General features: G+C 71.0%; 17 protein-coding genes. 5 read left to right on the top strand and 12 right to left on the bottom strand.

The features are described 5' to 3' along the window. Window positions 1-293: 293 nt before the first annotated feature. A complete protein-coding gene (locus tag RKD20_RS07440; protein WP_424877002.1) occupies window positions 294-2,396 on the bottom strand; it encodes an MMPL family transporter in 2,103 nt (700 codons plus the stop codon). 195 nt (window positions 2,397-2,591) lie between these two features. On the opposite strand from RKD20_RS07440, the gene RKD20_RS07435 reads away from it, so the two are divergent. Beyond that, complete coding sequence (locus RKD20_RS07435; RefSeq protein WP_424877001.1) at window positions 2,592-2,999, top strand: VOC family protein; 408 nt, start codon at window positions 2,592-2,594, stop codon at window positions 2,997-2,999. Here the strand turns inward: RKD20_RS07435 and RKD20_RS07430 are convergent. The 4 genes from RKD20_RS07430 to RKD20_RS07415 are packed head-to-tail and all read right to left on the bottom strand — an operon-like array spanning window position 2,996 to window position 6,152. Then, the gene (locus RKD20_RS07430) at window positions 2,996-3,664 is read right to left on the bottom strand and encodes a response regulator (protein ID WP_424877000.1); all 669 of its coding nucleotides are present in this window, start codon (window positions 3,662-3,664) and stop codon (window positions 2,996-2,998) included. The two genes, RKD20_RS07435 and RKD20_RS07430, sit on opposite strands and share 4 nt — an antisense overlap. Further along, a complete protein-coding gene (locus RKD20_RS07425) occupies window positions 3,661-4,857 on the bottom strand; it encodes a sensor histidine kinase (RefSeq protein ID WP_424876999.1) in 1,197 nt (398 codons plus the stop codon). The genes RKD20_RS07430 and RKD20_RS07425 overlap by 4 nt, the downstream gene beginning before the upstream one ends. Before the next feature lie 57 nt (window positions 4,858-4,914). Continuing rightward, window positions 4,915-5,736, bottom strand: a complete 822-nt coding sequence (locus RKD20_RS07420) for an IclR family transcriptional regulator (RefSeq protein ID WP_424876998.1) — start codon at window positions 5,734-5,736, stop codon at window positions 4,915-4,917. Further along, complete coding sequence (locus RKD20_RS07415; RefSeq protein WP_424876997.1) at window positions 5,733-6,152, bottom strand: MarR family winged helix-turn-helix transcriptional regulator; 420 nt, start codon at window positions 6,150-6,152, stop codon at window positions 5,733-5,735. The genes RKD20_RS07420 and RKD20_RS07415 overlap by 4 nt, the downstream gene beginning before the upstream one ends. Before the next feature lie 227 nt (window positions 6,153-6,379). On the opposite strand from RKD20_RS07415, the gene RKD20_RS07410 reads away from it, so the two are divergent. From RKD20_RS07410 to RKD20_RS07395, 4 genes are read left to right on the top strand one after another with little or no spacing between them, the layout of a single operon-like run. After that, entirely contained in the window at window positions 6,380-7,297 is a 918-nt protein-coding gene (locus tag RKD20_RS07410) for an SDR family NAD(P)-dependent oxidoreductase (protein WP_424876996.1), read from the top strand. Then, a complete protein-coding gene (locus RKD20_RS07405; protein ID WP_424876995.1) occupies window positions 7,297-8,172 on the top strand; it encodes an amidohydrolase family protein in 876 nt (291 codons plus the stop codon). Before RKD20_RS07410 ends, RKD20_RS07405 begins: the two co-directional genes overlap by 1 nt. A gap of 10 nt (window positions 8,173-8,182) precedes the next feature. Beyond that, window positions 8,183-9,688 carry an acyl-CoA synthetase gene (locus tag RKD20_RS07400; RefSeq protein WP_424876994.1) on the top strand — a complete coding sequence of 502 codons (1,506 nt, stop codon included), beginning with the start codon at window positions 8,183-8,185 and terminating at the stop codon, window positions 9,686-9,688. Between the two features lie 14 nt (window positions 9,689-9,702). After that, complete coding sequence (locus tag RKD20_RS07395; RefSeq protein WP_351989982.1) at window positions 9,703-10,158, top strand: MaoC family dehydratase; 456 nt, start codon at window positions 9,703-9,705, stop codon at window positions 10,156-10,158. 84 nt (window positions 10,159-10,242) lie between these two features. Here the strand turns inward: RKD20_RS07395 and RKD20_RS07390 are convergent, their stop codons facing one another. The 7 genes from RKD20_RS07390 to RKD20_RS07360 form a co-directional block, all read right to left on the bottom strand. Beyond that, window positions 10,243-11,910 carry a PHP domain-containing protein gene (locus RKD20_RS07390; protein ID WP_424876993.1) on the bottom strand — a complete coding sequence of 556 codons (1,668 nt, stop codon included), beginning with the start codon at window positions 11,908-11,910 and terminating at the stop codon, window positions 10,243-10,245. A gap of 14 nt (window positions 11,911-11,924) precedes the next feature. After that, a complete protein-coding gene (locus tag RKD20_RS07385; protein ID WP_424876992.1) occupies window positions 11,925-13,751 on the bottom strand; it encodes a LamG-like jellyroll fold domain-containing protein in 1,827 nt (608 codons plus the stop codon). A gap of 46 nt (window positions 13,752-13,797) precedes the next feature. Next, complete coding sequence (locus RKD20_RS07380; RefSeq protein ID WP_424876991.1) at window positions 13,798-16,746, bottom strand: glycoside hydrolase family 2 TIM barrel-domain containing protein; 2,949 nt, start codon at window positions 16,744-16,746, stop codon at window positions 13,798-13,800. Further along, the gene (locus RKD20_RS07375; protein WP_424883165.1) at window positions 16,743-17,657 is read right to left on the bottom strand and encodes an alkaline phosphatase family protein; all 915 of its coding nucleotides are present in this window, start codon (window positions 17,655-17,657) and stop codon (window positions 16,743-16,745) included. Before RKD20_RS07375 ends, RKD20_RS07380 begins: the two co-directional genes overlap by 4 nt. Window positions 17,658-17,730: 73 nt before the next feature. Next, window positions 17,731-18,600, bottom strand: coding sequence for a carbohydrate ABC transporter permease (locus RKD20_RS07370; protein WP_424876990.1), 870 nt, complete (start codon window positions 18,598-18,600; stop codon window positions 17,731-17,733). Continuing rightward, window positions 18,597-19,571 (bottom strand): carbohydrate ABC transporter permease, encoded by a 975-nt coding sequence (locus RKD20_RS07365; RefSeq protein WP_424883164.1) that lies wholly within the window; start codon window positions 19,569-19,571, stop codon window positions 18,597-18,599. The genes RKD20_RS07370 and RKD20_RS07365 overlap by 4 nt, the downstream gene beginning before the upstream one ends. Before the next feature lie 34 nt (window positions 19,572-19,605). Then, window positions 19,606-20,883 (bottom strand): ABC transporter substrate-binding protein, encoded by a 1,278-nt coding sequence (locus RKD20_RS07360; protein ID WP_424876989.1) that lies wholly within the window; start codon window positions 20,881-20,883, stop codon window positions 19,606-19,608. Window positions 20,884-20,911 lie beyond the last annotated feature (28 nt).

Genomic DNA, 20,911 nt, shown 5'->3' with positions numbered 1-20,911 from the left:
TTTGAATCGTCGGGCCACCGGCTGAGATTCCGATGAGGAGACTCTGAGGAGGGGCCTCCACCGGTGCGGGACACCCGCGGAGGCACGCGACCGGCCGCGGGGCCCGCGAGGGGCGATGCGCCGGGCGGCCCGGCGACGCGGGACCGCCGGCCCGGGGCGTCTCGACGTCCTCGACGTCCTCGGCCTGCCCGGCCCTCGCCTGGTCCCTCGCCGGGGTCCGGTGGCGCGGGCCTCCGGGGCCCAGCCTGCTCCGGCGCTCGACGTGAGCGCCGGAGCACCGCCATCCGTCGCCGTCAGGCGCTCGTCGACACGATCCGCTCGGACGTGGCCGCCTCCCGCAGCCCGAACCGGTCGTGCACCCTGCGCAGCGGCTTCGGCGCCCACCATGCACGTCGGCCGAGCAGCGCCATGGTCGCCGGGACCAGCAGCATCCGTACGACCGTCGCGTCGATCAGCACCGCCAGGGTCAGACCGAGGCCGATCTGGAGGATGGGGGAGAAACCGCCGGTCATGAAGGCTCCGAACACGATCGCGAGGAGCAGCGCGGCACAGGTGACGACCCGCCCCGACCGCCGCAGCCCCGTCACGACGGCCGCGTGGTCGTCGCCGTCGCGCTGCCGGGCCTCCCGCATCCGGGCCAGGATGAACAGCTCGTAGTCCATGGCGAGCCCGAAGGCGATCGACACGATCAGCGGCGGGGCGGTCAGGCTCAGCGCGCCCAGGCTCTCGCCGCCGAGCAGTCCGGCCCCGTGGCCGTCCTGGAAGACCCACACCACCACGCCGAGCGCCGCGCCCAGGCTGAGCAGGGTGGTCGCGATCGTGCGCAGCGGGAGCAGCACCGAGCCGGTGAAGGCGAACAGCAGGACGAAGACGGCGGCCAGGACGGTCAGCGCCGCCCAGGGCGCCCGGTCGGCGAGCATCGCGCGGAAGTCGACCAGCCGGGCCGCGACGCCGGTCACCTCGACGGGCCGGTCGCCGCGCAGCTCCCGTACCCGCTCGACCAGGTCGGTGGCCGCCGTGCCGTCCACCGTGCCGGGCGGCCGCAGTTCCACGACCGTGTTGCCGCCCGGCAGGTCACGGGACTCGGCGTTCGGAACCAGGGCGCGGACGCGGTCGGCGGTCGCGGGGTCGGTGCCGGGCTTGAGGACGACGACCACGGGGGAGACCCCGGTGCCCTTCGGGAAGTGCGCGCCGACGGTGTCGTACAGCTGCCGTGCCTCGGTGCCGGAGGGCAGTTGCCGGGCATCCCCGATGGCGATCCGCATGCCGGTCACCGGCAGGGCCAGGAGCAGCAGGACCGGGACGACGGTGACCAGGACAGCGACCCGGCGGCGCTGTGCGAAGCGGGCGAGGCGGGCGAATACGCGGCCCTCCTCGTCCTCGGAACGCGCCTTCGAGGGCCGGATCCGCCCGCCGAACTTCGTGAGCAGCGCGGGCAGCAGCGTCACCGCGGCCAGCATGTCGACCACCACGACGGCCGCGACGGCCAGGCCCATGCTGCGCAGGAACACGCTCGGGAAGACCAGCAGGCCGGTCAGGCTGACGGCCACGGTGAGGCCGGAGAACAGGACGGTCCGGCCGGCCGCGTCGACCGTGCGGTGCACGGCCTCGACCACGTCGTCGGTGTGCCGTCGTTCCTCGCGGAAGCGGACCAGTGTCAACAGGGCGTAGTCGACGGCGAGTCCGAGGCCGAGCATGGTGGTGACCTGGATCGCGTACACCGAGATGTCGGTGACCTGGCTGAAGGCGAACAGCCCGAGGAAGGCGCCCGCGATCCCGCTCACCGCGACCACCAGCGGCAGTGCGGCGGCGCGCAGTCCGCCGAACACGACGAGCAGCAGGGCGAGTACGACCGGCAGGGAGATCAACTCGGCGTTCTTCACGTCCTCCTGGGCGCGTTCCCCGAGCTGGCGGCCCAGCAGTTCGCCGCCGCTGACGTGGACGTCGGGCGCGTCGATCCGCTTGATCGTGTCGACGGCCGCGTCGGTCGCCTTCTCCTCGTCCTCGTCGCTGAGGCCGCCCTCGAAGGTGACGGGGATGATCAGGGCCCGGCCGTCGCGGGCGGTGAGACCGGGGGTGGTGTACGGGTCCGGCACGCCGGCCACCCCGGCGATCTCGCGGACCCGGGCGACGGTCCGCTCCACCTGGGCGCGCAGGGCCGCGTCGGAGACGGCCTCGCCCGCGACGACCGCGGTGACGGACTCGCCGGTCGGGTCCACGCCGGAGAGATAGTCGTCGGCCGTGTCGGACTCGGTGCCCGGCACGTCGGGCACATCGTCGGAGAGGTCGGCGAAGACGCCCGTCCCGAGGCCGAAGCCCAGCAGCAGGAAGGCGGCCCAGAGGCCGATGACGGTCAGCGGGCGGCGGGTCGCTGCCCGGGCGAGGGTGGAGAGCACGGGGGCCTCCCGGCGGGTTGGCGGTGGTCGATGGCACCCTCAGACTGGTGCGGCGGGCGTGATCACCGGATCGCCGTCGCGGGTGGTTTCCGGAGCTCCGCCGTACGGGTGAGGGCGGGGCCCGGCTCACTCCCGCGGGGGAGGAATTTTCGGTACCGGTCAGGGAGTTGACCTTGGAGACACCAGGAGGCCCGCATGTCCGAGGTACCCCCCGCCGTCCGTGAACTCCGTCTCGTCGTCACGGCGGAGGACTACGACGAGGCGCTGCGCTTCTACCGGGACGTCCTCGGGCTGCCCGAGCGGGCCGCGTTCTCGTCGCCGGACGGGCGGGTGACCATTCTGGAGGCGGGGCGGGCGACGCTGGAGCTGACCGATCCCAGCCATGCCGCGTTCATCGACGAGGTCGAGGTCGGCAAGCGGGTCGCGGGGCACATCAGGGTCGCCTTCGAGGTCGACGACTCGACCGCCACGACGGCGAGGCTGGCTCAGGCAGGGGCGGAAGTCGTCGCCGAGCCGACCCGTACTCCGTGGAACTCGTTGAACTCCAGGCTGGAGGCGCCCGGTTCGCTTCAGCTGACGTTGTTCACCGAGCTCGGGGACTAGGGGGCGCCCGGCGCCACCAGGCCCGTCTCGTACGCGCAGATCACCGCCTGGACCCGGTCTCGCAGCCCCAACTTGCTCAGGACGTTGCTCACATGGGTCTTCACCGTGTGCTCGCTCACGAACAGGGTCGTGGCGATCTCCGCGTTGGACAGACCCCGGGCCAGCATCCGCAGGATCTCCACCTCGCGGGCCGTCAGGGCGTCCAGGCGGCCGGGGGCGGTCGCGGTGGCGGCCTCCTCCCGGCGGCGGCGCACGATGTCCGCGACCAGGCGGCGGGTGATCGTCGGCGCGAGCAGCGAGTCGCCGCCCGCCACCACGCGGACCGCGTGCACGAGGTCGTCCCGGCGGACGTCCTTGAGGAGGAAGCCGCTGGCTCCGGCGTACAGCGCGTCGTACACGTACTCGTCGAGGTCGAACGTGGTCAGCATGACCACCTTGCAGCTCGACTGCGCGCACACCCGCCGGGCCGCCTCCAGACCGTCCATGACGGGCATCCGGATGTCGAGGAGGAGGACGTCGGGCGTGTGCCTGCGCACCGCGGCCACCGCCTCGGCGCCGTCCCCGGCCTCGGCGACCACCTCGATGTCCTGCTGCGCCTCCAGGATCATGGAAAAGCCGCTGCGGACCAGTTCCTGGTCGTCGGCGACGACCACCCGGATGCTCACCCGAGAGCCGCTTCCCGGTCCGCGCCGGCGGGCAGCCGTACGACGACCCGGAAGCCCCCCTGCGGACCCGGCCCGGCCTCCGCGCTGCCCCCGCAGGCGGCCGCCCGCTCCCTGAGGCCGATCAGTCCGTGGCCGCCGTTCGTGCGCGCGGGGCCTCTGCCGTCGTCGGTGACCGTGAGGGTCAACTCGTCCTCCGCCCAGTCGAGTTCCACCTGTGCGCAGGAAGCGTACGCGTGCTTCACCGTGTTGGTGAGGGCCTCCTGCACCGCGCGATAGGCGGCCACCTCGGTGTCCGGGGGGAGCGAACGGGACCGGCCGCGTACGCTCAACTCGACCCGCAGGGAAGTCGATGCGGCGACCTGCCGGACCAGATCGGGCAGTCCGGCGAGATCCGGCTGCGGCAGCCGGGCGGCGCCGCCCCGGCGTTCCTCCTCCTTCAACACCCCGAGGATGCGCCGCAGTTGGGCCATGGCGTCCCGCCCGCTGGCCGCGATCGCGTCGAACGCCGCCTCGGCGCGGTCCGGGTCGCTGCGCACCACGACCGGTCCGGCCTCCGCCTGGACGACCATCAGGCTGACCGCGTGCGCGAGGATGTCGTGCATGTCCCGGGCGATGCGGGAGCGTTCCTGGGCGATGGCCCGCGCGGTCTCCGCGGCCCGCTCCCGTTCGAGGCGGCGCGCCCGGTCCTCGACGGCGGCGGTGTACGCGCGCTGGACGCGGGCCAGTACGCCGAGGCCGTAGGCGCAGATCATGCCGGTGAGGTGGAAGGCGTACTCGAAGGGCTCGGAGTGCTCCTTGTGCCGCATGGTCAGCACGGCCCCGAGCAGCCAGCTCGCCAGCATCGTGCGGCGCTGCCAGGGCAGGCCCCGGGCGGCCATGGTGTAGAGGACGACGAGCCCGCCGTAGAGCACGTCCGGCGGTGGCGCGTGGTAGTAGGCCATCGCCGTGGTAGCCGCCGAGACGGCCAGGGCGCAGGCGTAGGGGAAGCGGCGGCGCCAGACCAGGGGGACGGCGGTGGCGGCCCCCAGCAGCCAGCCCACCAGGCTCAGCGGGTCGTCGCCCTCGTCCGGGAACATCCACTGCAGGGACGCGGCGAACAGCACCAGCGCGGCGAGTGCGCTGTCGACGACGTACGGGTTCGTCGTCCTCAGACGGGTCACGACGGGGGCGTACCAGGACCGGACGGCGGACATGAGCGGCTCCTCGGGGCCGGGGCCGCTCCAGTATCACGAGGCCGGTCGGCCGGGACCTCACCGATGAGAGGGATATCCGGCGCCCGAACGGGGTGCGACCGTCGGCTGCCAGCCCAGCGCCCGCGAGATCCCCAGCGCCGCGAGCCGGACCGCCGGGATCAACGCCGGCACCTGGGCGTCGGCCTGGGGTACCACGACCGACACGGCCGCGGCCACCGTCCCATCGGGCCCGCACACGGGGGCGGCCACCGAGATGGCGTCGTCGGTGACCTGACGGCTGCTCACCGCCACGCCCGTGCGCCGGACCTCGGCCAGGACGCGGCGCAGCACCGAGGGCTCGGCGATCGTGTACGGCGTGAAGACGGCGAGCGGGGTCGCGCAGTACTCCTCCTGCTCCCGCGGCTCGCAGTGCGCCAGCAGCACCAGGCCGACCCCGGTGGCGTGCAGTGGCCAGCGCGCCCCCACCCGGATGTGCACGCCCACCGACGAACGCCCCGCGATCCACTCGATGTAGACGACGTCCGCGCCGTCCCGCACCGCCAACTGCACGTTCTCGTGGGTGGCTTCGTACAGGTCCTCCAGATACGGCAGTGCCAGCTGCCTGAGCGCGACCCCGCGCGGCGCGAGCGCGGCGACCTCCCAGAGGCGGAGTCCGACGTGGTAGACCCCGTCGTCGTCCCGCTCCAGCGCGCCCCAGTCGGTCAGCGCGCCCACCAGCCGGTGCGTGGTCGTCAGCGTCAGCCCGGCCCGGCGGCTGATTTCGGTCAGCGACAGCGCCGGATGGTCGTGGTCGAACGCGGCGAGCACGGACAGCAGCCGGTCCGGTGCGGTGGGGGCGCCCCCGCGCGAGCGAAGTCGAGAGTGGGGGAGGGCGGTCATGGCTGGTCGACGACTCTCAGCAGCAGGGCCTGGAGGGTGTCCCGCTCGGCGGGGTCCAGCGGTGCGAGCAGGTCGTTGGTCACCCGGCGGCCGGCCTCGTCGGTGCCGCGCAGGAAGGCGCGGCCCTGGTCGGTGAGGGCGACGATCTTGCTGCGGCGGTCGTCGGGGGAGGGGCGGCGCTCGGTCATCCCCAGCTTCTCCAGGTCGTCGACCAGGCCGACGATCGCGCTGGGGTCGTAACCGAGCTGCGAGCTCAGCTCCCGCTGGAGGGCGCCCTCGGAGCCGGCGAGATAGCGCAGCACCGCGTAGTGCCGCAGCCGCAGTCCCGACTCCTGGAGGAACGTGTTGAACAGCTGACCCGAGCGCAGACCCAGGCGGTACAGCAGATAACCGGTGTCCGCGTGCAGCCCGCGCATCCACGGCTCCTCCGAGTCGATGGGCTTCGCGGTGACGTGCTGGCGTGTGATGGCGGGCTCCTCGTGCTCGGTGTGTCAGGGAGATTCCAGCATGACGCACCCGAAGGTCGCCAACAACTATTGACGTCACCAATTATTGCTCTTAGCTTCGATCTCGTAGCCGCACCCCTCAGCAAGTCGCACCCCCGAGCATCCGTTCAAGCATCCGTTCGTGAAGGGACCCCCTCGTGCCCAGCATCGATCTCACCGGCAAGGTCGCCGTCGTCACCGGCAGCGGCCGGGGCCTCGGCCTCGCCTACGCGCACGCCCTCGCCGCCCACGGCGCCCGCGTGGTCGTCAACGACGTCGACGAGGCGGTCGCCGACCAGGCGGTGAAGTCCATCACCGAGGCGGGCGGCACCGCCGTCGCCGAGGTCGTCCCGGTCGGCACCACCGAGGCCGCCGAGCGGCTGGTCAACCGGGCGGTGGAGGAGTTCGGACGGCTCGACGTCCTGGTCACCAACGCCGGCATCCTGCGCGACAAGGTGCTGTGGAAGATGACCGACGACGACTTCGACGCGGTGATCACCACCCACCTCAAGGGCACCTTCACCTGCGCCCGCGCCGCCGCGGTCCGGATGCGCGAGCAGGGCGAGGGCGGCACCCTGATCCTGGTCGGCTCCCCGGCCGGGCAGCGCGGCAACTTCGGGCAGACGAACTACGCCGCCGCCAAGGCCGGCATCGCCGCCTTCGCCCGCACCTGGTCGATGGAGCTGGGCCGCGCGAACATCACGGTCAACGCGATCGTGCCGGTCGCCGCCACCGCGATGACTGAGACCATCCCCGCCTTCGCCCCGTACATCGAGGCCATGAGGAACGGCGAGGCGCTCCCGGACTTCCTCCGCAAGGGCGAGGGTTTCGGCACCCCCGAGGACTGCGCGGCCCTCGTCCCCTTCCTCGCCTCCGAGGCCGCCCGGTCCATCACCGGCCAGGCCATCGGCATCGGCGGCGACAAGGTGGCACTCTGGTCGCATCCGCAGGAGATCAAGACGGCGTACGCCGACGGCGGCTGGACCCCCGACACCCTGGCCGACGCCTTCCCGACCTCGGTCGGCGCCGAGCTCCAGACGGTCGGCATCCCGGCACCGAAGCTTCCGGAGGCCTGATGGACATCGACGAGCTGGTCGCCATCGACGTACACACCCATGCGGAGGTCTCCTCCAAGGGCCACTCCTCGCTGGACGACGACCTGCACGACGCCTCCTCCGCCTACTTCAAGGTCGAGGGCAAGCGGAAGCCGACGCTTGAGGAGACGGCCGCCTACTACCGCGAGCGGAAGATGGCCGCCGTGATCTTCACGGTGGACGCCGAGTCCGCGACCGGCACCGCGCCCGTCCCGAACGAGGAGGTCGCCGAGGCGGCCGCCGCCAACTCGGACGTGCTGATCCCCTTCGCCTCCATCGACCCCTTCCGCGGGAAGGCGGGCGTCAAGCAGGCCCGCCGACTGGTCGAGGAGTACGGGGTGAAGGGCTTCAAGTTCCACCCCAGCATCCAGGGCTTCTTCCCCAACGACCGCTCGGTCGCGTACGACCTCTACGAGGTCATCGAGGAGACCGGCACGATCGCCCTCTTCCACACGGGGCAGACCGGTATCGGCGCCGGAGTCCCGGGGGGCGGCGGCATCCGCCTGAAGTACTCGAACCCCCTGCACGTCGACGACGTGGCGGCCGACTTCCCGCACCTGAAGATCATCCTGGCGCACCCGTCGTTCCCCTGGCAGGACGAGGCCCTCGCGGTCGCCACCCACAAGCCGGGCGTGCACATCGACCTGTCCGGCTGGTCGCCGAAGTACTTCCCGCCGCAGCTCGTGCAGTACGCGAACACGCTGCTCAAGGACAAGGTCCTCTTCGGCTCCGACTTCCCCGTCCTCACCCCCGACCGCTGGCTCGCCGACTTCGCGAAGCTGTCGATCAAGGACGAGGTGAAGCCGAGGATCCTCAAGGAGAACGCCGCCCGGCTGCTCGGGCTGACCAAGCCGTAAGGGGCCCCAGATGCGCAACGAGGGACTGGGTTCATGGCCCGCACGCCGGGCCCGCAAGACCCCGCACCGCACCGCCCTGATCCACGGCGACACCACGCTCACGTACGCCGCCCTGCACACCCGCGTCACCCGCCTCGCGCGCGCCCTGCGCGCCCGGGGCATCCGGCGCGGCGACCGGATCGCCTATCTCGGCCCCAACCACCCCTCCTACCTGGAGACGCTGTTCGCGGCCGGCACCCTCGGCGCGGTCTTCGTCCCCCTCAACACCCGCCTCGCCGGACCGGAGATCGCCTACCAGCTCTCCGACTCCGGGGCCAGGGCGCTCGTCTACGGCCCCCCGCACGCGGGGCTCGTCGCCGGACTGCCGGGCAGTACCGACGTCCGTACGTACGTCGAGGTGGGCGCCGAGTACGAGGAGTTGCTCGCCGAGTCCCCGGCCGAGCCGATCGACGAGCCGGTCGCGCCCGACGACACCTGCATCATCATGTACACCTCGGGCACGACCGGACGCCCCAAGGGCGCCATGCTCACCCACGGCAACCTGACGTGGAACGCGATCAACGTCCTCGTCGACACCGACCTGATCGCCGACGAACGCGCCCTGGTGTCCGCCCCGTTGTTCCACACGGCGGGCCTGAACATGCTGACGCTCCCGGTGCTGCTCAAGGGCGGCACCTGCGTCCTCGTCGAGGCCTTCGACCCCGACGCCACCTTCGACCTGATCGAACAGCACCGGATCACCTTCATGTTCGGAGTGCCGACGATGTTCGAGCAGGTGGCGCGGCACCCGCGCTGGGCGGGCGCGGACCTGTCCTCGCTGCGCATCCTGACCTGCGGCGGCTCCCCGGTGTCGACCCCTCTCATCGCCGCCTACCAGGAGCGCGGGCTCACCTTTCTCCAGGGGTACGGCATGACGGAGGCCTCGCCCGGAACCCTGTTCCTGGACGCCGAGCACGCCCTCGGCAAGGCGGGTTCGGCGGGTGTGCCGCACTTCTTCACCGATGTCCGGGTGGTACGGCCGGACCTGGCGCCCGTCGGCATCGACGAGGCCGGCGAGGTCGTGCTCCGGGGCCCGAACGTCATGCCCGGCTACTGGGGGCTGCCCGAGGAGACCGCCGCCTCCTTCGCGGACGGCTGGTTCCGCAGCGGGGACGCGGCCCGGGTCGACGAGGACGGATACGTCTTCATCGTCGATCGCATCAAGGACATGATCATCTCCGGCGGCGAGAACATCTACCCCGCCGAGATCGAGGACCTGCTCCTCGGCCACCCGGACATCGCCGAGTGCGCGGTCATCGGCGTCCCGGACGACAAGTGGGGCGAGGTGCCGCGGGCGGTCGTCGTCCCCCGCGAGGGCGCCGTGCCCGACCCCGACGAGGTCCTGGCCTCCCTGGCCGGCCGACTCGCCAAGTACAAGATCCCCAAGTCGGTGGTGGTCGCGGACGAACTCCCGCGCACCGCCTCCGGAAAGCTCCTCAAGTCCCGGGTGCGCAAGCGCTACGGCTCCGACTCCTGAGTAAGGACAGCTACATGAGCGTCACCGTGAACGGCATCGACGAACTGAAGAAGCTCGCCGGCAGCGACCTCGGCACCAGCGAGTGGATCGAGGTCACCCAGGAGCGCATCGACACCTTCGCCGACGCCACCGGCGACCACCAGTGGATCCACGTGGACCCCGAGAAGGCGGCGGCGGGCCCCTTCGGCGCCCCCATCGCGCACGGCTACCTCACCCTGTCCCTCTTCATCCCGCTCTTCACCGAGCTGCTGGACGTCCAGGGCGTCACCACGAAGGTCAACTACGGCCTGAACAAGGTCCGTTTCCCCTCCCCGGTGAAGGTGGGCTCCCGCATCCGCCTCGTCGCCAAGCTGACGGACGTCGAGGAGGTGCCGGGCGGTGTGCAGATCACCGTCGACGGGGCGATCGAGATCGAGGGCGGCGCCAAGCCGGCCGCGGTGCTGCAGAGCCTTTCCCGGTTCTACGCCTAGAAAGTCCCGTGCGGTGGCAGTGGGGAACTGCGGGATCGTTGTGGCTGATCGCGCAGTTCCCCGCGCCCCTTCAGGGCGCCTGCCTCAGCCGGTGACGTCGACGAAGACCGGGTTGGAGTAGAACCACGTGTCCGCCCACGGGTCGCCGTTGCCGGGCTCGTGCGGAATCGGGCCGTGCGGGTCGACCGAGGCACCGAGGTAGCCCGTGCCGTTCCGCTTGCCGTCGCTGCCGCGCAGCCGGACGTAGAAGGACTCGTCGCCGGCGGTCAGCGGGATGCGCAGGGTGTACGTCCCCTTCCGGCCGGAGACGTCCTTGGTCTGGACGACCTTGGTGTCAGGCGCCCTCCAGCTGTCCCGGTCGGCCACCGGACCGCGCACCGAGCCCCGGATCACGTCGACGTGCGCCAACTCGGGCAGGATTCCCTGCGGGTTGGGCCGGGAGGCGCTGGTGACCGTCACGTACAGCGTGATCCGCTCACCCTTGCGGACCCGCAGCCGCCCGCCCAGCGTGACACCGCGCCCCGAGTCGCAGTCCCGCTTCACGCGCACGTCGAGCCCGTCGAGCAGATGACCGTGGTCCACCCAGACCCGGCCCGCGCGCATCCCCGCCATCACCGCGCGGTAGCCGTAGCGGGTCACGCCGACGTGGGTGCGGCTGAACTGGCCCGGCCAGAAGTCGCTGCCGGGCTGCGCGGTGTCGGTGTTCACCGGGTCGGGCAGCTTGCCGGTGTTGTCGAAGTTCTGCCCCGCCGGCCAGTCGCCGTTCTTCCAGGTGTCGAAGACGGTGCGGTGGTTGTCGGAGTTCGTGGTGATCGAGAACAGGCTGCCTTCGGCCAGCATCGAGTCCCACAGCCCGCCGACGGTCGCCGTCGCCCAGTCGAAGCCGCCGTACGTCAGATACGCGTCCGCCGGATAGCCCGCCCAGGACTGCGCCGACGGCTTGTTCTCGTACTCGCCGCGGATCGAGGTCGTGCTGCGCCAGCCGGGGAGTGCCGCGCCCTGGGCGCCCGGTGCGCCCTCCATGCCGATCATGATCTCGGGGGCCGCGTCCCGCCAGCCCCGCATCTCGTGCGGGGAGTCGATGCCGAGCCGCAGCGGGTGGTTGGCGAGGACGAGGACGTCGTCCACGTAGCCCGAACGGCGTTGCTCCGCCAGCCACTTGATCGCCTTGACGGCGTGGGCCTCGTTGCGGGCCGTGTCCGTCGCCCCGGCCGATCCCTCGGTGTAACCGAGCAGCTTGCCGTCGTAGGCGAGCTCGAACTGGGTGAGCAGGTCGGTCTCGTGGGGGCCGGGAGCCGCGAACACCGTGCAGTGCTCGGCGGCCGGGATGTACCACTCCAGGCCCTGGAAGATCAGCTGGCGCGGGTTCTCCGAGCGGGCCTTCACGATCTCCGCGTGCTCCAGCTTGGCGCCGTAGTCGGCGTGTCCGAAGTTGGAGTGCTCGTTGAACACCATCCAGTCGAGGCCGTACTTCGCGGCGGCCTTCGCCTGCTGGGAGAAGGTGTACTTGGCGTCGTGGCTGTAGACGGAGTGGACGTGGTGGTCGCCGACGAGGTAGGCGAGCCGGGGGTCGTCGCCGCCGAAGCCGGGGCGGCTCGGAGCGGCCAGTGCCGGAGTGGCCGACCCCAGCGCGAACGCGGCGCCGAACAGGCCCGCACGGCGCAGGAGTCCACGTCTCGACACGCCCTGGGCGTCGAGATCGGTGGGGGAGACGGACGGATCCGCCCAGGAGGGGAGCTGCTGCTCGTTCACGGTGATCCTCGGATTCAGTGGGTCATGAAGGACGAGACGGGCAGCGCCCGCGACACGATCCGGACGTCGCCGAGCCGTCCGTGGAAGATCTGGTCGATCTTGTCGGCGTAGGTGTAGCCGCCCACCAGCCACGGCAGCCCGACCGAGGTGATCCCGACGGCGGACGCCTTCGGATTGCGGACCACCGGGCAGCCCTGGACGTACAGCGTGGTGTGCCGGCCGTCGTTGACGACGGCGAGGTGCCACCAGGTCTCCAGCGGTGTCTCCTGGCCCCAGTTGGTGGCGATGCCCTCCTGGTCGAGCGGCCGCATGGCCCACTGCGGCTCCCGGTCGTTGGAGAGCGACAGCGTGGCGAGCGGCTCGTCGGGGTCGTCGCCGGTCTTGCCGGCGGCGCCGCCGGTTCCCCGCCGACTGACCAGTCCCGCCCAGGCGTTGTGGTCCGGGTCCCAGTCGGCGGGCATGCGGTAGAACACCTCGATGGTGTAACCGTCCTTGAACACCGCCGAGTTGAGCGGCGCCTTGTCGACCGTCTGCAGATAGGCGCCCTTCAGGGGCGACTTGTAGCCCTGGAACTCCAGGCTGCCGTGGCCGGGCTGGTCGGGGTGGTGGTCCGCGGACCAGCCGAGCGAGCCGCCGCCCACGGAGACCACGGTGAGGTCGTTGCCGCGACCGGAGAGGTCACGGACGGTCCCCGACACCGCCGACTCGAAGCGCCAGTACGCGGCCGTGCCCGGGATCAGCATCTTTGACGCGGGACGGGCCGCGCGCGCGGGCACCGGGTCGAAGCCGGCGAAGCGCGACGCGAAGTCGATGTCGACGGAGAACCGGTCGGCGTCGCCGCTGAGTTCGATCTCCTGCCGCTCCAGCTCGTTGAGGCCCTTCCCGGCCCGGCCGAGGATCCACGGGGAGACCGTCTCCACGTCGATCACGCCACGGTCGAGGTCGAAGCGGTACAGGCGGATCATGGCCGCCCCGCCGAAGTACCGGTTCTGGTAGTTCGTCAGGTGCAGGTGGACGTCGTTGCCCGCCGTGTTCGTGCGGGTCGCCCGGCCGGCGGGCCAGTAGTGGCCGTTGAGGGTGAGGAAGATCTGGTCGTGGTCCTTGACGAGCTGGTCCCACAGCTGTTGGCCGTAGTCCGAGAGGCTGTCGTCCTCGACGACCAGCTCGTGCGTGGTCAGGATCACCGGCGTCCTCGGGTGGGCGGCCAGGACGCTCTTCGCCCAGGCGTACCCCTTGTCCGACAGCCGCCAGTCCAGGGCGAGCACCATCCACTCGCGGCCCGCGGCCTTGAACAGGTGGTACGTGTTGTAGCCGTCCGCGGAGGCACCCCCGAACGTCCTGTGGCCCTTGAAGCGGTCGGGACCGAACACGTCCAGGTACGGTGTCGCACCGCGCTGGTCGGTGGTGGACGACTTCACGTCGTGGTTGCCCGCGAGGACGCTGTAGCCGACCCCGCGCCGGTCCAGCAGCCTGAACGCGTCGCCGATCGCGGCGAACTCGGGCGCCGCGCCGTTCTGGGTGAGGTCGCCGAGGTGCGACAGGAAGACGATGTTCTCGTCCTTGCCGTGCTCCAGCAGGTAGCGCAGCGAGGCCTCGACGGGGGCCTTGTCGATGCTCGGCCCGTCGAAGAGGTACTGGGTGTCGGGCATGACGGCGAGCGTGAACCGCCGGCTCTCCGTGTCGGGACGCCAGGACGCACCCGGGGCGGCCTCGGCCACCGTGGGCAGCGCGACCCCGGCCGTGGCGGCCGCGCCCAGCAGCGCCGTCGCCCGCAGGAAACCGCGTCTTCCGGCACCGGCCTGCGCGGCCTCGGCCTGATTCTGGTCATGCGAAGTGCACACGTGTGCTCCGTAGCGAAAGTCGAGGAGGTTCGGAGATCGAGGGGGATCAGAGCGCGCGCAGGGTCCAGCTCCAGCGATGGACGCCCGGCGCGACGCGATAGGAGGCGAAGGTGTCGGGGCCGCACGAGGCGGTGCCGAGGCCGCGGTGGGCCGCGTCGATGTGCACGACACAGCCCGCACCGGGGACGAGCTCGTCGTGGTGCGCCACAGCGGTGAGGTCCGCCGCGCGGTACCGGGTCACGCCGACCTGGCGCGGTTCGTCCAGGGCGACCGCGAGGCCGGTGGCGTCCGGCGCGGACAGCGTGAAGTGCCGGACCCCGTGCCGGCCGCCGCTCTCCTGCGGGCGCAGATAGGGGGTGAACAACTCGTCCACCGGTACCGCGTGGTGACCGACCGGCGCCCCGAAGCCGCGGTCCGGATACGACTCCCAGGGGCCCTGTCCGTACCACTCCATCAGGTCGAGCCCGGCGACCGTCTCGAACACGCAGCCGACCCGTGCCACGTCGTCCAGCCGCTCCGGCAGCTCCGCGGACTCCTCGACGTGGACTCCGCCCTCGACGGCCGTGAAGACCTGCGCATGGCGCACGACTCCGGCCTCGCAGGCGTATTCGGCATGGACGGTGACCCGTCCGGGAGTCCGCCGTACGTCGGTGACCTTGCGCACCAGTGCGTCGAGTCCCCAGTCACGCCAGCGCGGAGCCATCCCGCCGAGCTCGTCGTTGTCGGTGGGCGCCCGCCACAGGGAGAGCGTGGGGGCGCAGGTGAGCAGGGGGTGGACCAGGAGACCGTCGTCGTCGACCTCGACGAAACGGTTCTGCACGGCCATCGGCGCTTGCGGCACCGCCTCCCGCAGCCGCACCTGCGGCACGCACAGCACCGTCCCGCGCGGGGCCCAGGGCTCGTCCGCGGCCGTGGTCACCCGCAGCGTCAGCCACGCCTCGCCGCCGTCCTCGGGCAGTTCGAACGGCAGCGGCACGGCCGCCGTCTCCCCGGGCCGCAGATCGGGCAGTTCGGCGGGCGCGGTGAGGGTGCGGCCGTCGGCCAGGGACAGCTCCCATTCGCCGGCCAGCCAGGCCAGACCCCGGAAGTGCTGGTGGTTGCCGAGCACGATGCCCTCGTGCCGGAAGCACTCGATGCGCACCGGTGCCGCGATCTCCCGGTGCTCGTACATCACCGGCTTGGGCGTGCGGTCGGGGAACACCACGCCGTCCGCGATGAAGGCGCCGTCGTGCAGGGCCTCGCCGAAGTCGCCGCCGTACGCCCAGCGGTGTCCGGGCGCGGCGACACCGTTGTCATAGAGCCCGACGCCCCCACGTCCGACCGGTCTGCCGTCGTTCACACGCTGCAGAATGCCGTGGTCCCAGAACTCCCAGATGAACCCGCCCTGAAGACCCGGCGTTGACTCGATGGCCGCCCAATGGTCCGCGAGCGTGCCGTTGCTGTTGCCCATGGCGTGCGAGTACTCGCACCAGATGAGCGGCTTGGTCTGCCGCCCGGACAGGGCGTGGTCCACGCACTCCTCCAGCGAGGCGTACATGGGGCAGGCGATGTCGGTGGCGTCACCGGCCGCCGCCCAGTCGAGCTTCGCGGCTCCCTCGTACTGGACCGGCCGCGTCGGATCGTGCCGCCGCACCCAGCCCGCGGCCGCGTCATGGTTCGCTCCGTAGTCGGACTCGTTGCCCAGCGACCAGACGATGACCGACGGGTGGTTCTTGTCCCGCAGCACCATCCGCGAGACCCGGTCCACGAAGGCGTTCAGGTAGCGCGGGTCGTCGGCGATCTCGTGGGCGTGGTCGTGCGACTCGATGTCCGCCTCGTCGACGACGTAGAGCCCCAGCTCGTCGGCCAGGTCGTAGAGGGCGGGATCGCCGGGGTAGTGGGAGGTGCGGATCGCGTTGAACCCGAACCGCTTCAGCGTGACCAGATCCGCGCGCAGGTCGTCGTACGACACGGTCCGCCCGGTCAGCGGGTGGAAGTCGTGCCGGTTGACGCCCCGGATGAAGACCCGCTCGCCGTTGACCAGCAGATCCCGGCCGGTGATCTCGACGTCGCGGAAGCCGATCCGGTGCCGTGAGGTGTCGGCGACCGTGCCGTCGGCACGGTGCAGCCGGACGGTCAGCGTGTACAGCTCGGGCGTCTCGGCGTTCCAGGTGCGCACGTCCGGGACCGTCGCGGTCAGACGTGCCTCGCCGAGGAAGTCCGAGACCCGCTCGTCCTCCCGGTTGAACCGGTCGAACTCCGCGTCCTGCGCGAGCAGTCGGCCGTCCAGCTCCCCGCTGACGTACCACCCCCCGGGCAGCGCCCCGCCCGCGTCCCGCACCCGGCAGTCGACCCGCAGCGAGCCGTCGAAGGACGCCCGCACGGTCACATCCGACAGATGCAGCGGATCCGTCGCGTACAGCAGCACCGAGCGGGTGATCCCGCCGTGCCACCACTGGTCCTGGTCCTCGATGTGCGAGGCGTCCGACCACTTGACCACGGTCAGCCGTACGACGCTCCGCGCGCCGGCGCGCACCAGCCCCGTCAGGTCGAACTCGGCCGCCAGGTGGGAGTCCTTGGAGATCCCGACGGGCCGCCCGTCCACGTGCACGAGGAGCACGCTCTCGGCGGCCCCGACCTGGAGCACGATCCGGCGTCCGGCCCACTCGGCGGGGACGTCCACCGCATGTTCGTAGACGCCTGTCGGGTTGGCGGCGGGGGAGTGCGGCGGGAAGTCCGGGAACGGCATGCGGACGTTGAGGTACTGCGGCAGGTCGTCGGTGCCCTGCATCGTCCAGACGCCGGGCACGTACGCCGAGGACCAGGCACCGCCGACCGGCGCGTCCGGAGTGGGCAGCAACTGGAAACGCCAGTCGCCGTCCAGGGGGAGTGTTCCGGAGCGCCGGTCGACGGCGTTCATGGGCAGCCGCCCCCAGGAGGTCACCTCGGGTGCCTCCCAGGGGCGCAGGGCGACGAGGGGGTCGGTGGGGTGGGATCCGCGGGGTGCGTCGGTCATGACCGTTCCGAAGTCGGTGGCGGGGTGGGTGGTGCCGGGATGTGGCAGGACCGTCCGTGGCCGTGCAGGACCCGGCCCTGCAGGCCCCAGGCCGGGTCGACGGGGACGCCGAGACGGTCCAGGACGGTGGGGGCGATGTCGATGAGACGCGGGGTGTCGAGCCGGGTGCCGCCGGGCATGCCGGGCTCGGCCAGGACGACGAACACCTCGCGCTCGGCGCGGGTGTCACCGCCGTGGCCGCCGGTGTCGAGGTGCCCGTGGTCCGTGGTGACCAGCACGGTCCAGCGCTCCCGCGCGCGGGCGGGGTCCGAGCGCCGGGAGTCGATGGCGGCAAGGAGCCAGCCGAGGTGGGTGTCCTGGGTGAGCAGGGCCCGGTCGTAGGCGAGGCTGTGCGGGCCCATGGCGTGGGCGGCCTCGTCGGTGGCGCCGAAGTACACGAACACGGCGTCGGGATCGTCCTGGCCGATCCAGCGCTCGGCGGTGCGGGCGACGAGGCGGTCCGCGGTGCCGTAGCCGTCCGTCTCGCCGTCGTAGCGCACCCGGCGGCCGATGGCGGGGCCGAGGGTGCCGCGTCGGATCAGCTCCGGCCAGGACACCACGGCCGCGGTGCGCAGCCGGCGCCGGGCGGTGACGGCCCGGCTCAGGAAGTCGGGGTAGCGGCCGTAGTCGGCACCGGCGAAGTCGTTGCCGCGCACTCCGTGCCGGTCGGGCCACACGCCGGTCAGCACGCTCGACCAGCCGGGCCCGGAGTCCGTGTAGGCCATGCCGGCGGACGGCCCGTCCGGGGCCTGGCCGTCCACCTCGCCGTAGGGCAGCAGGCTGGTGCCGTGGGCGCCCGCCGCCATCAGCGCGTGCAGCACCGGTGCCGTGGCCGGCGAGCGGGTCAGCAGGTCGTAGCGCAGCCCGTCCATGCCCACGACGAGCACCTTGCCGGGCCCGCCGATGTCGTACGTCACCGCCCACCCCCTTTCTCACGGCACCGGGTCAGGAGCCCTGTACCGCTCCCTCGGTGGCGCCCGCGATGAACCCGCGGGCGAAGATGCTGAAGACGATGACCAGCGGGAGCGCCGCCATCAGGACACCGGCCATGACCATGCTGTAGTCGGTGGTGTGGCCGACGTTGAGCTGGGCGAGCTCCACCTGGAGGGTCACGTGGCCCGGGTCGGTGAGCACGACGAGCGGCCAGATGTAGTCGTTCCAGCAGTTGACGAAGGCGAAGATGGCGAGGAACGACAGCGCGGGCCTGATCATCGGCAGCGCGATGTTCCAGTACTGACGGAAGAACCCGGCGCCGTCGATGCGGGCGGCGTCCAGGAGTTCGTCGGGCACGCCGTTCTGGATGTACTGGTGCAGCCAGAAGATGCCGAAGGCGTTGGCGAGGGAGGGCAGGGCCAGTGCCTTGAGCATCCCGACCCAGCCGATCTTCGACATGAGGATGAACTGCGGCAGGATCGCCAGCTGCAGCGGCAGCATCATGAACAGCAGCAGCGTGCCGAAGAGCAGCTTGCGCCCGGGGAAGTCGAACTTGGCGAAGGTGAAGGCCGCCAGGGAGTCGATGAACAGCACCAGGACGGTGGTGACGGTCGCGACCATCACCGTGTTGAGCATCGACCCGAAGAAGTCGATGGTGTTCAGCACGTGCCGGATGTTCTCCAGCAGATGGGAGCCGAAGGTGAACTTCGGCGGGCTCTTGTAGATGTCCTGGGTGGTGTTGGTCGCCATGACGATCGTCCACGCGAAGGGGAAGACCGAGAACAGGACGGCCACGACGAGGATGATGTGCGCCGTCAGGCCTCTGGGGCGGCGCGGCCGCCTGCCGCCCGCGGCGCGCGGGGTGGTGTCCACTGCCGTCATGCCTTCCTCCCTCGTGTGGTGATGCGCCAGTTGACGGCGACGAGGACGATGATCAGTACGAAGAAGGCCCACACGATGGCCGCGCCGTAGCCGTAGTCGTTGTTGAGGAAGGCCGACTGGTAGAAGTACAACAAGGTCGTCAGACCCGCCTGGCCCGGGCCGCCGAGGTTGGCGTTGGCGGCGTTGCTCGCGAACAGGACCTGCGGTTCGCTGAAGCTCTGCAGGCCGTTGATCGTCGAGATGATCACCGTGAACAGGATGATCGGCCGCATGATCGGGATGGTGATCTGGAAGAACGTGCGGACGGGCCCCGCACCGTCCATCTTCGCCGCCTCGTAGATCGAGGTCGGGATCGCCTGCAGGCCGGCCAGATAGATGATCATGTTGTAGCCGGTCCACTGCCAGGTCATCAGCAGCGAGATGACCACCTTGATCAGCCACGGGTTGCTCAGCCACGGAACGGGCGAGATGCCGACCGTGCCCAGGATCGCGTTGACCAGACCGAAGTTGTTGCTGAACACCGCGCCGAAGAAGATCGCCACGGCGACGATCGAGGTCACGTTCGGCACGTACAGCGCGATGCGGTAGAAGCCCTTGAAGCGGCGCACCGAGTGCAGCAGCGTCGCCAGGACCAGGGCACCGAACAGCGTCGGCACGGTGGACAGCACCCAGATCACCAGGGTGTTGCGGATCGACAGCCAGAAGACCGGGTCGTCCCACAGGAACCGGAACTGCTGCAGGCCCACGAACTGCATGGTGCCCATGCCGTCCCAGCGCTGGAAGGCCAGGTACAGCGAGTAGAAGACGGGGAAGAAGGAGAACGCGGCGAAGATCAGGTAGAACGGCGAGATCGCCAGGTACTGCCGCCAGTACGACAGCGGTCCGCGTCGCTTGGGCCGAACGGTACCCGCGGGCGCGGCGCGCCGCGGGCGGAACCGGGCCGGGCCCGGCCCGCCTCGGTGCGCGGGCACCGCGGCGGGACCGGTGACCGGAGGTGACGTCACCTCAGTTCACCCCCTGCCGCCGGGCGATCTGCTTGGCCTGGCTGACCGCGTCCTTCCAGGCGTCGTCGGGCTTCTTGCCCTTGGCCTCGATGTTGGTCAGTTCCGTCTTGTAGGGGGCCATGACAGCGGCGTCGGCCGGGGCCTCGTAGGCGAGCGGGACGGCCTTGGCGGCAGGACCGAAAACCTCGATGATCTTCTGTCCGCCGAAGAAGGCGTCGGGGCCCGTCATGGCCGGCATGGTGTAGGCGGCCGGGGCGGCGGGGAAGATGGCGGCGTCGGTGAAGCCGCGGGCGTCGTTGGCGGGGCTGAGGATCCAGCTGATGATCTTGAATGCCTCTTCGGGGTTGCGGCACTGCTTGGGCAGGGCCAGGTAGGAACCGCCCTGGTTGGCCGGTCCGACGGGCATCGGGCACACCCGCCATTCGCCCTTGGTCTGCGGGGCGGCCTGCTCGATGTCCAGCGCGTGCCAGGCCGCGCCGAGTTCGGTGAGGAGGTTCTTGCCGACGGCGGCGTTCCAGGTGTTGTCGTTGATCTTGGCGTCGAGACCGAGGGTGTAGGGGCGCACCGACGTGGTCCACGCGGCGCGGATGTGGTCCTGGTCGCCTATGAAGTGGTTGTCCTTGTCGATGAACCGCTGGGTGCCCTGGCCGATGGTCATGTCGAACATGGAGCCGAGGTTGTTGACCAGGTAGGTGCCGGGGTTCTTCCGCTGCAGCTCGGTGCCGAGCTGGAAGTAGTCCTCCCAGGTCTTGACCAGGGCGGCGACCTTGGCGGGGTCGGTGTCCACCCCGGCCTTGGCGAACAGGTCCGCGCGGTAGAAGAGCGCGGTGGGGCCGATGTCGATCGGGAAGCCGATCTGCTTGCCGTCCTCGGTCTGGGCGAGCTTGGTCTTCCAGTCCAGGTACTGCGAGGAGACCTTCTTGAAGCCGAGGTCGTTCAGGTCGAGGAAGCGGTTGGCGTTGGGCAGGAAGGACGCGATGTCCTCGCCCTTGATACCGGTGATGTCGGGCACCGAGGTGCCCGCCGCGAGGGTGGTGGTGAGCTTCTGCTTGAAGTCACCGCCGATGGAGGCCGAGGTCAGCTTGATCTGGCTGCTGAAGTGGGTCTTCGCCTCCGCGACCACCTTGTCGCTGAGCGCGCCGCCCCAGTACCACAGGGTGAGGTTCTTGCCGTTCTTGGTGCCGCCCGAGCCCGAGCCGCCGCCGCAGGCGACGGTCAGTCCGGAGGCGGCCGCGGTGAGCGCGGCGGCCTGGAGGAAGCCTCTACGTGAAAGGTCCACGGGTCACTCCTGTTGTTCCTGTTCGTGG

The sequence above is a fragment of the Streptomyces sp. SLBN-8D4 genome (assembly GCF_049739545.1).
GTDB lineage: Bacteria > Actinomycetota > Actinomycetes > Streptomycetales > Streptomycetaceae > Streptomyces > Streptomyces canus_C.
Note: the sequence above shows the minus strand (reverse complement) of the source record. Positions and strands in the feature narration are given on the sequence as shown.

Bases quoted from the DNA above. Each gene is read 5' to 3' on its own strand.
- RKD20_RS07435 (WP_424877001.1), top strand. From the start codon at position 2,592: ATGTCCGAGGTACCCCCCGCCGTCCGTGAACTCCGTCTCGTCGTCACG.
- RKD20_RS07425 (WP_424876999.1), bottom strand. From the start codon at position 4,857: ATGTCCGCCGTCCGGTCCTGGTACGCCCCCGTCGTGACCCGTCTGAGG.
- RKD20_RS07420 (WP_424876998.1), bottom strand. From the start codon at position 5,736: ATGACCGCCCTCCCCCACTCTCGACTTCGCTCGCGCGGGGGCGCCCCC.
- RKD20_RS07415 (WP_424876997.1), bottom strand. From the start codon at position 6,152: ATGCGCGGGCTGCACGCGGACACCGGTTATCTGCTGTACCGCCTGGGT.
- RKD20_RS07405 (WP_424876995.1), top strand. From the start codon at position 7,297: ATGGACATCGACGAGCTGGTCGCCATCGACGTACACACCCATGCGGAG.
- RKD20_RS07400 (WP_424876994.1), top strand. From the start codon at position 8,183: ATGCGCAACGAGGGACTGGGTTCATGGCCCGCACGCCGGGCCCGCAAG.
- RKD20_RS07395 (WP_351989982.1), top strand. From the start codon at position 9,703: ATGAGCGTCACCGTGAACGGCATCGACGAACTGAAGAAGCTCGCCGGC.
- RKD20_RS07380 (WP_424876991.1), bottom strand. From the start codon at position 16,746: ATGACCGACGCACCCCGCGGATCCCACCCCACCGACCCCCTCGTCGCC.
- RKD20_RS07375 (WP_424883165.1), bottom strand. From the start codon at position 17,657: ATGGACGGGCTGCGCTACGACCTGCTGACCCGCTCGCCGGCCACGGCA.
- RKD20_RS07370 (WP_424876990.1), bottom strand. From the start codon at position 18,600: ATGACGGCAGTGGACACCACCCCGCGCGCCGCGGGCGGCAGGCGGCCG.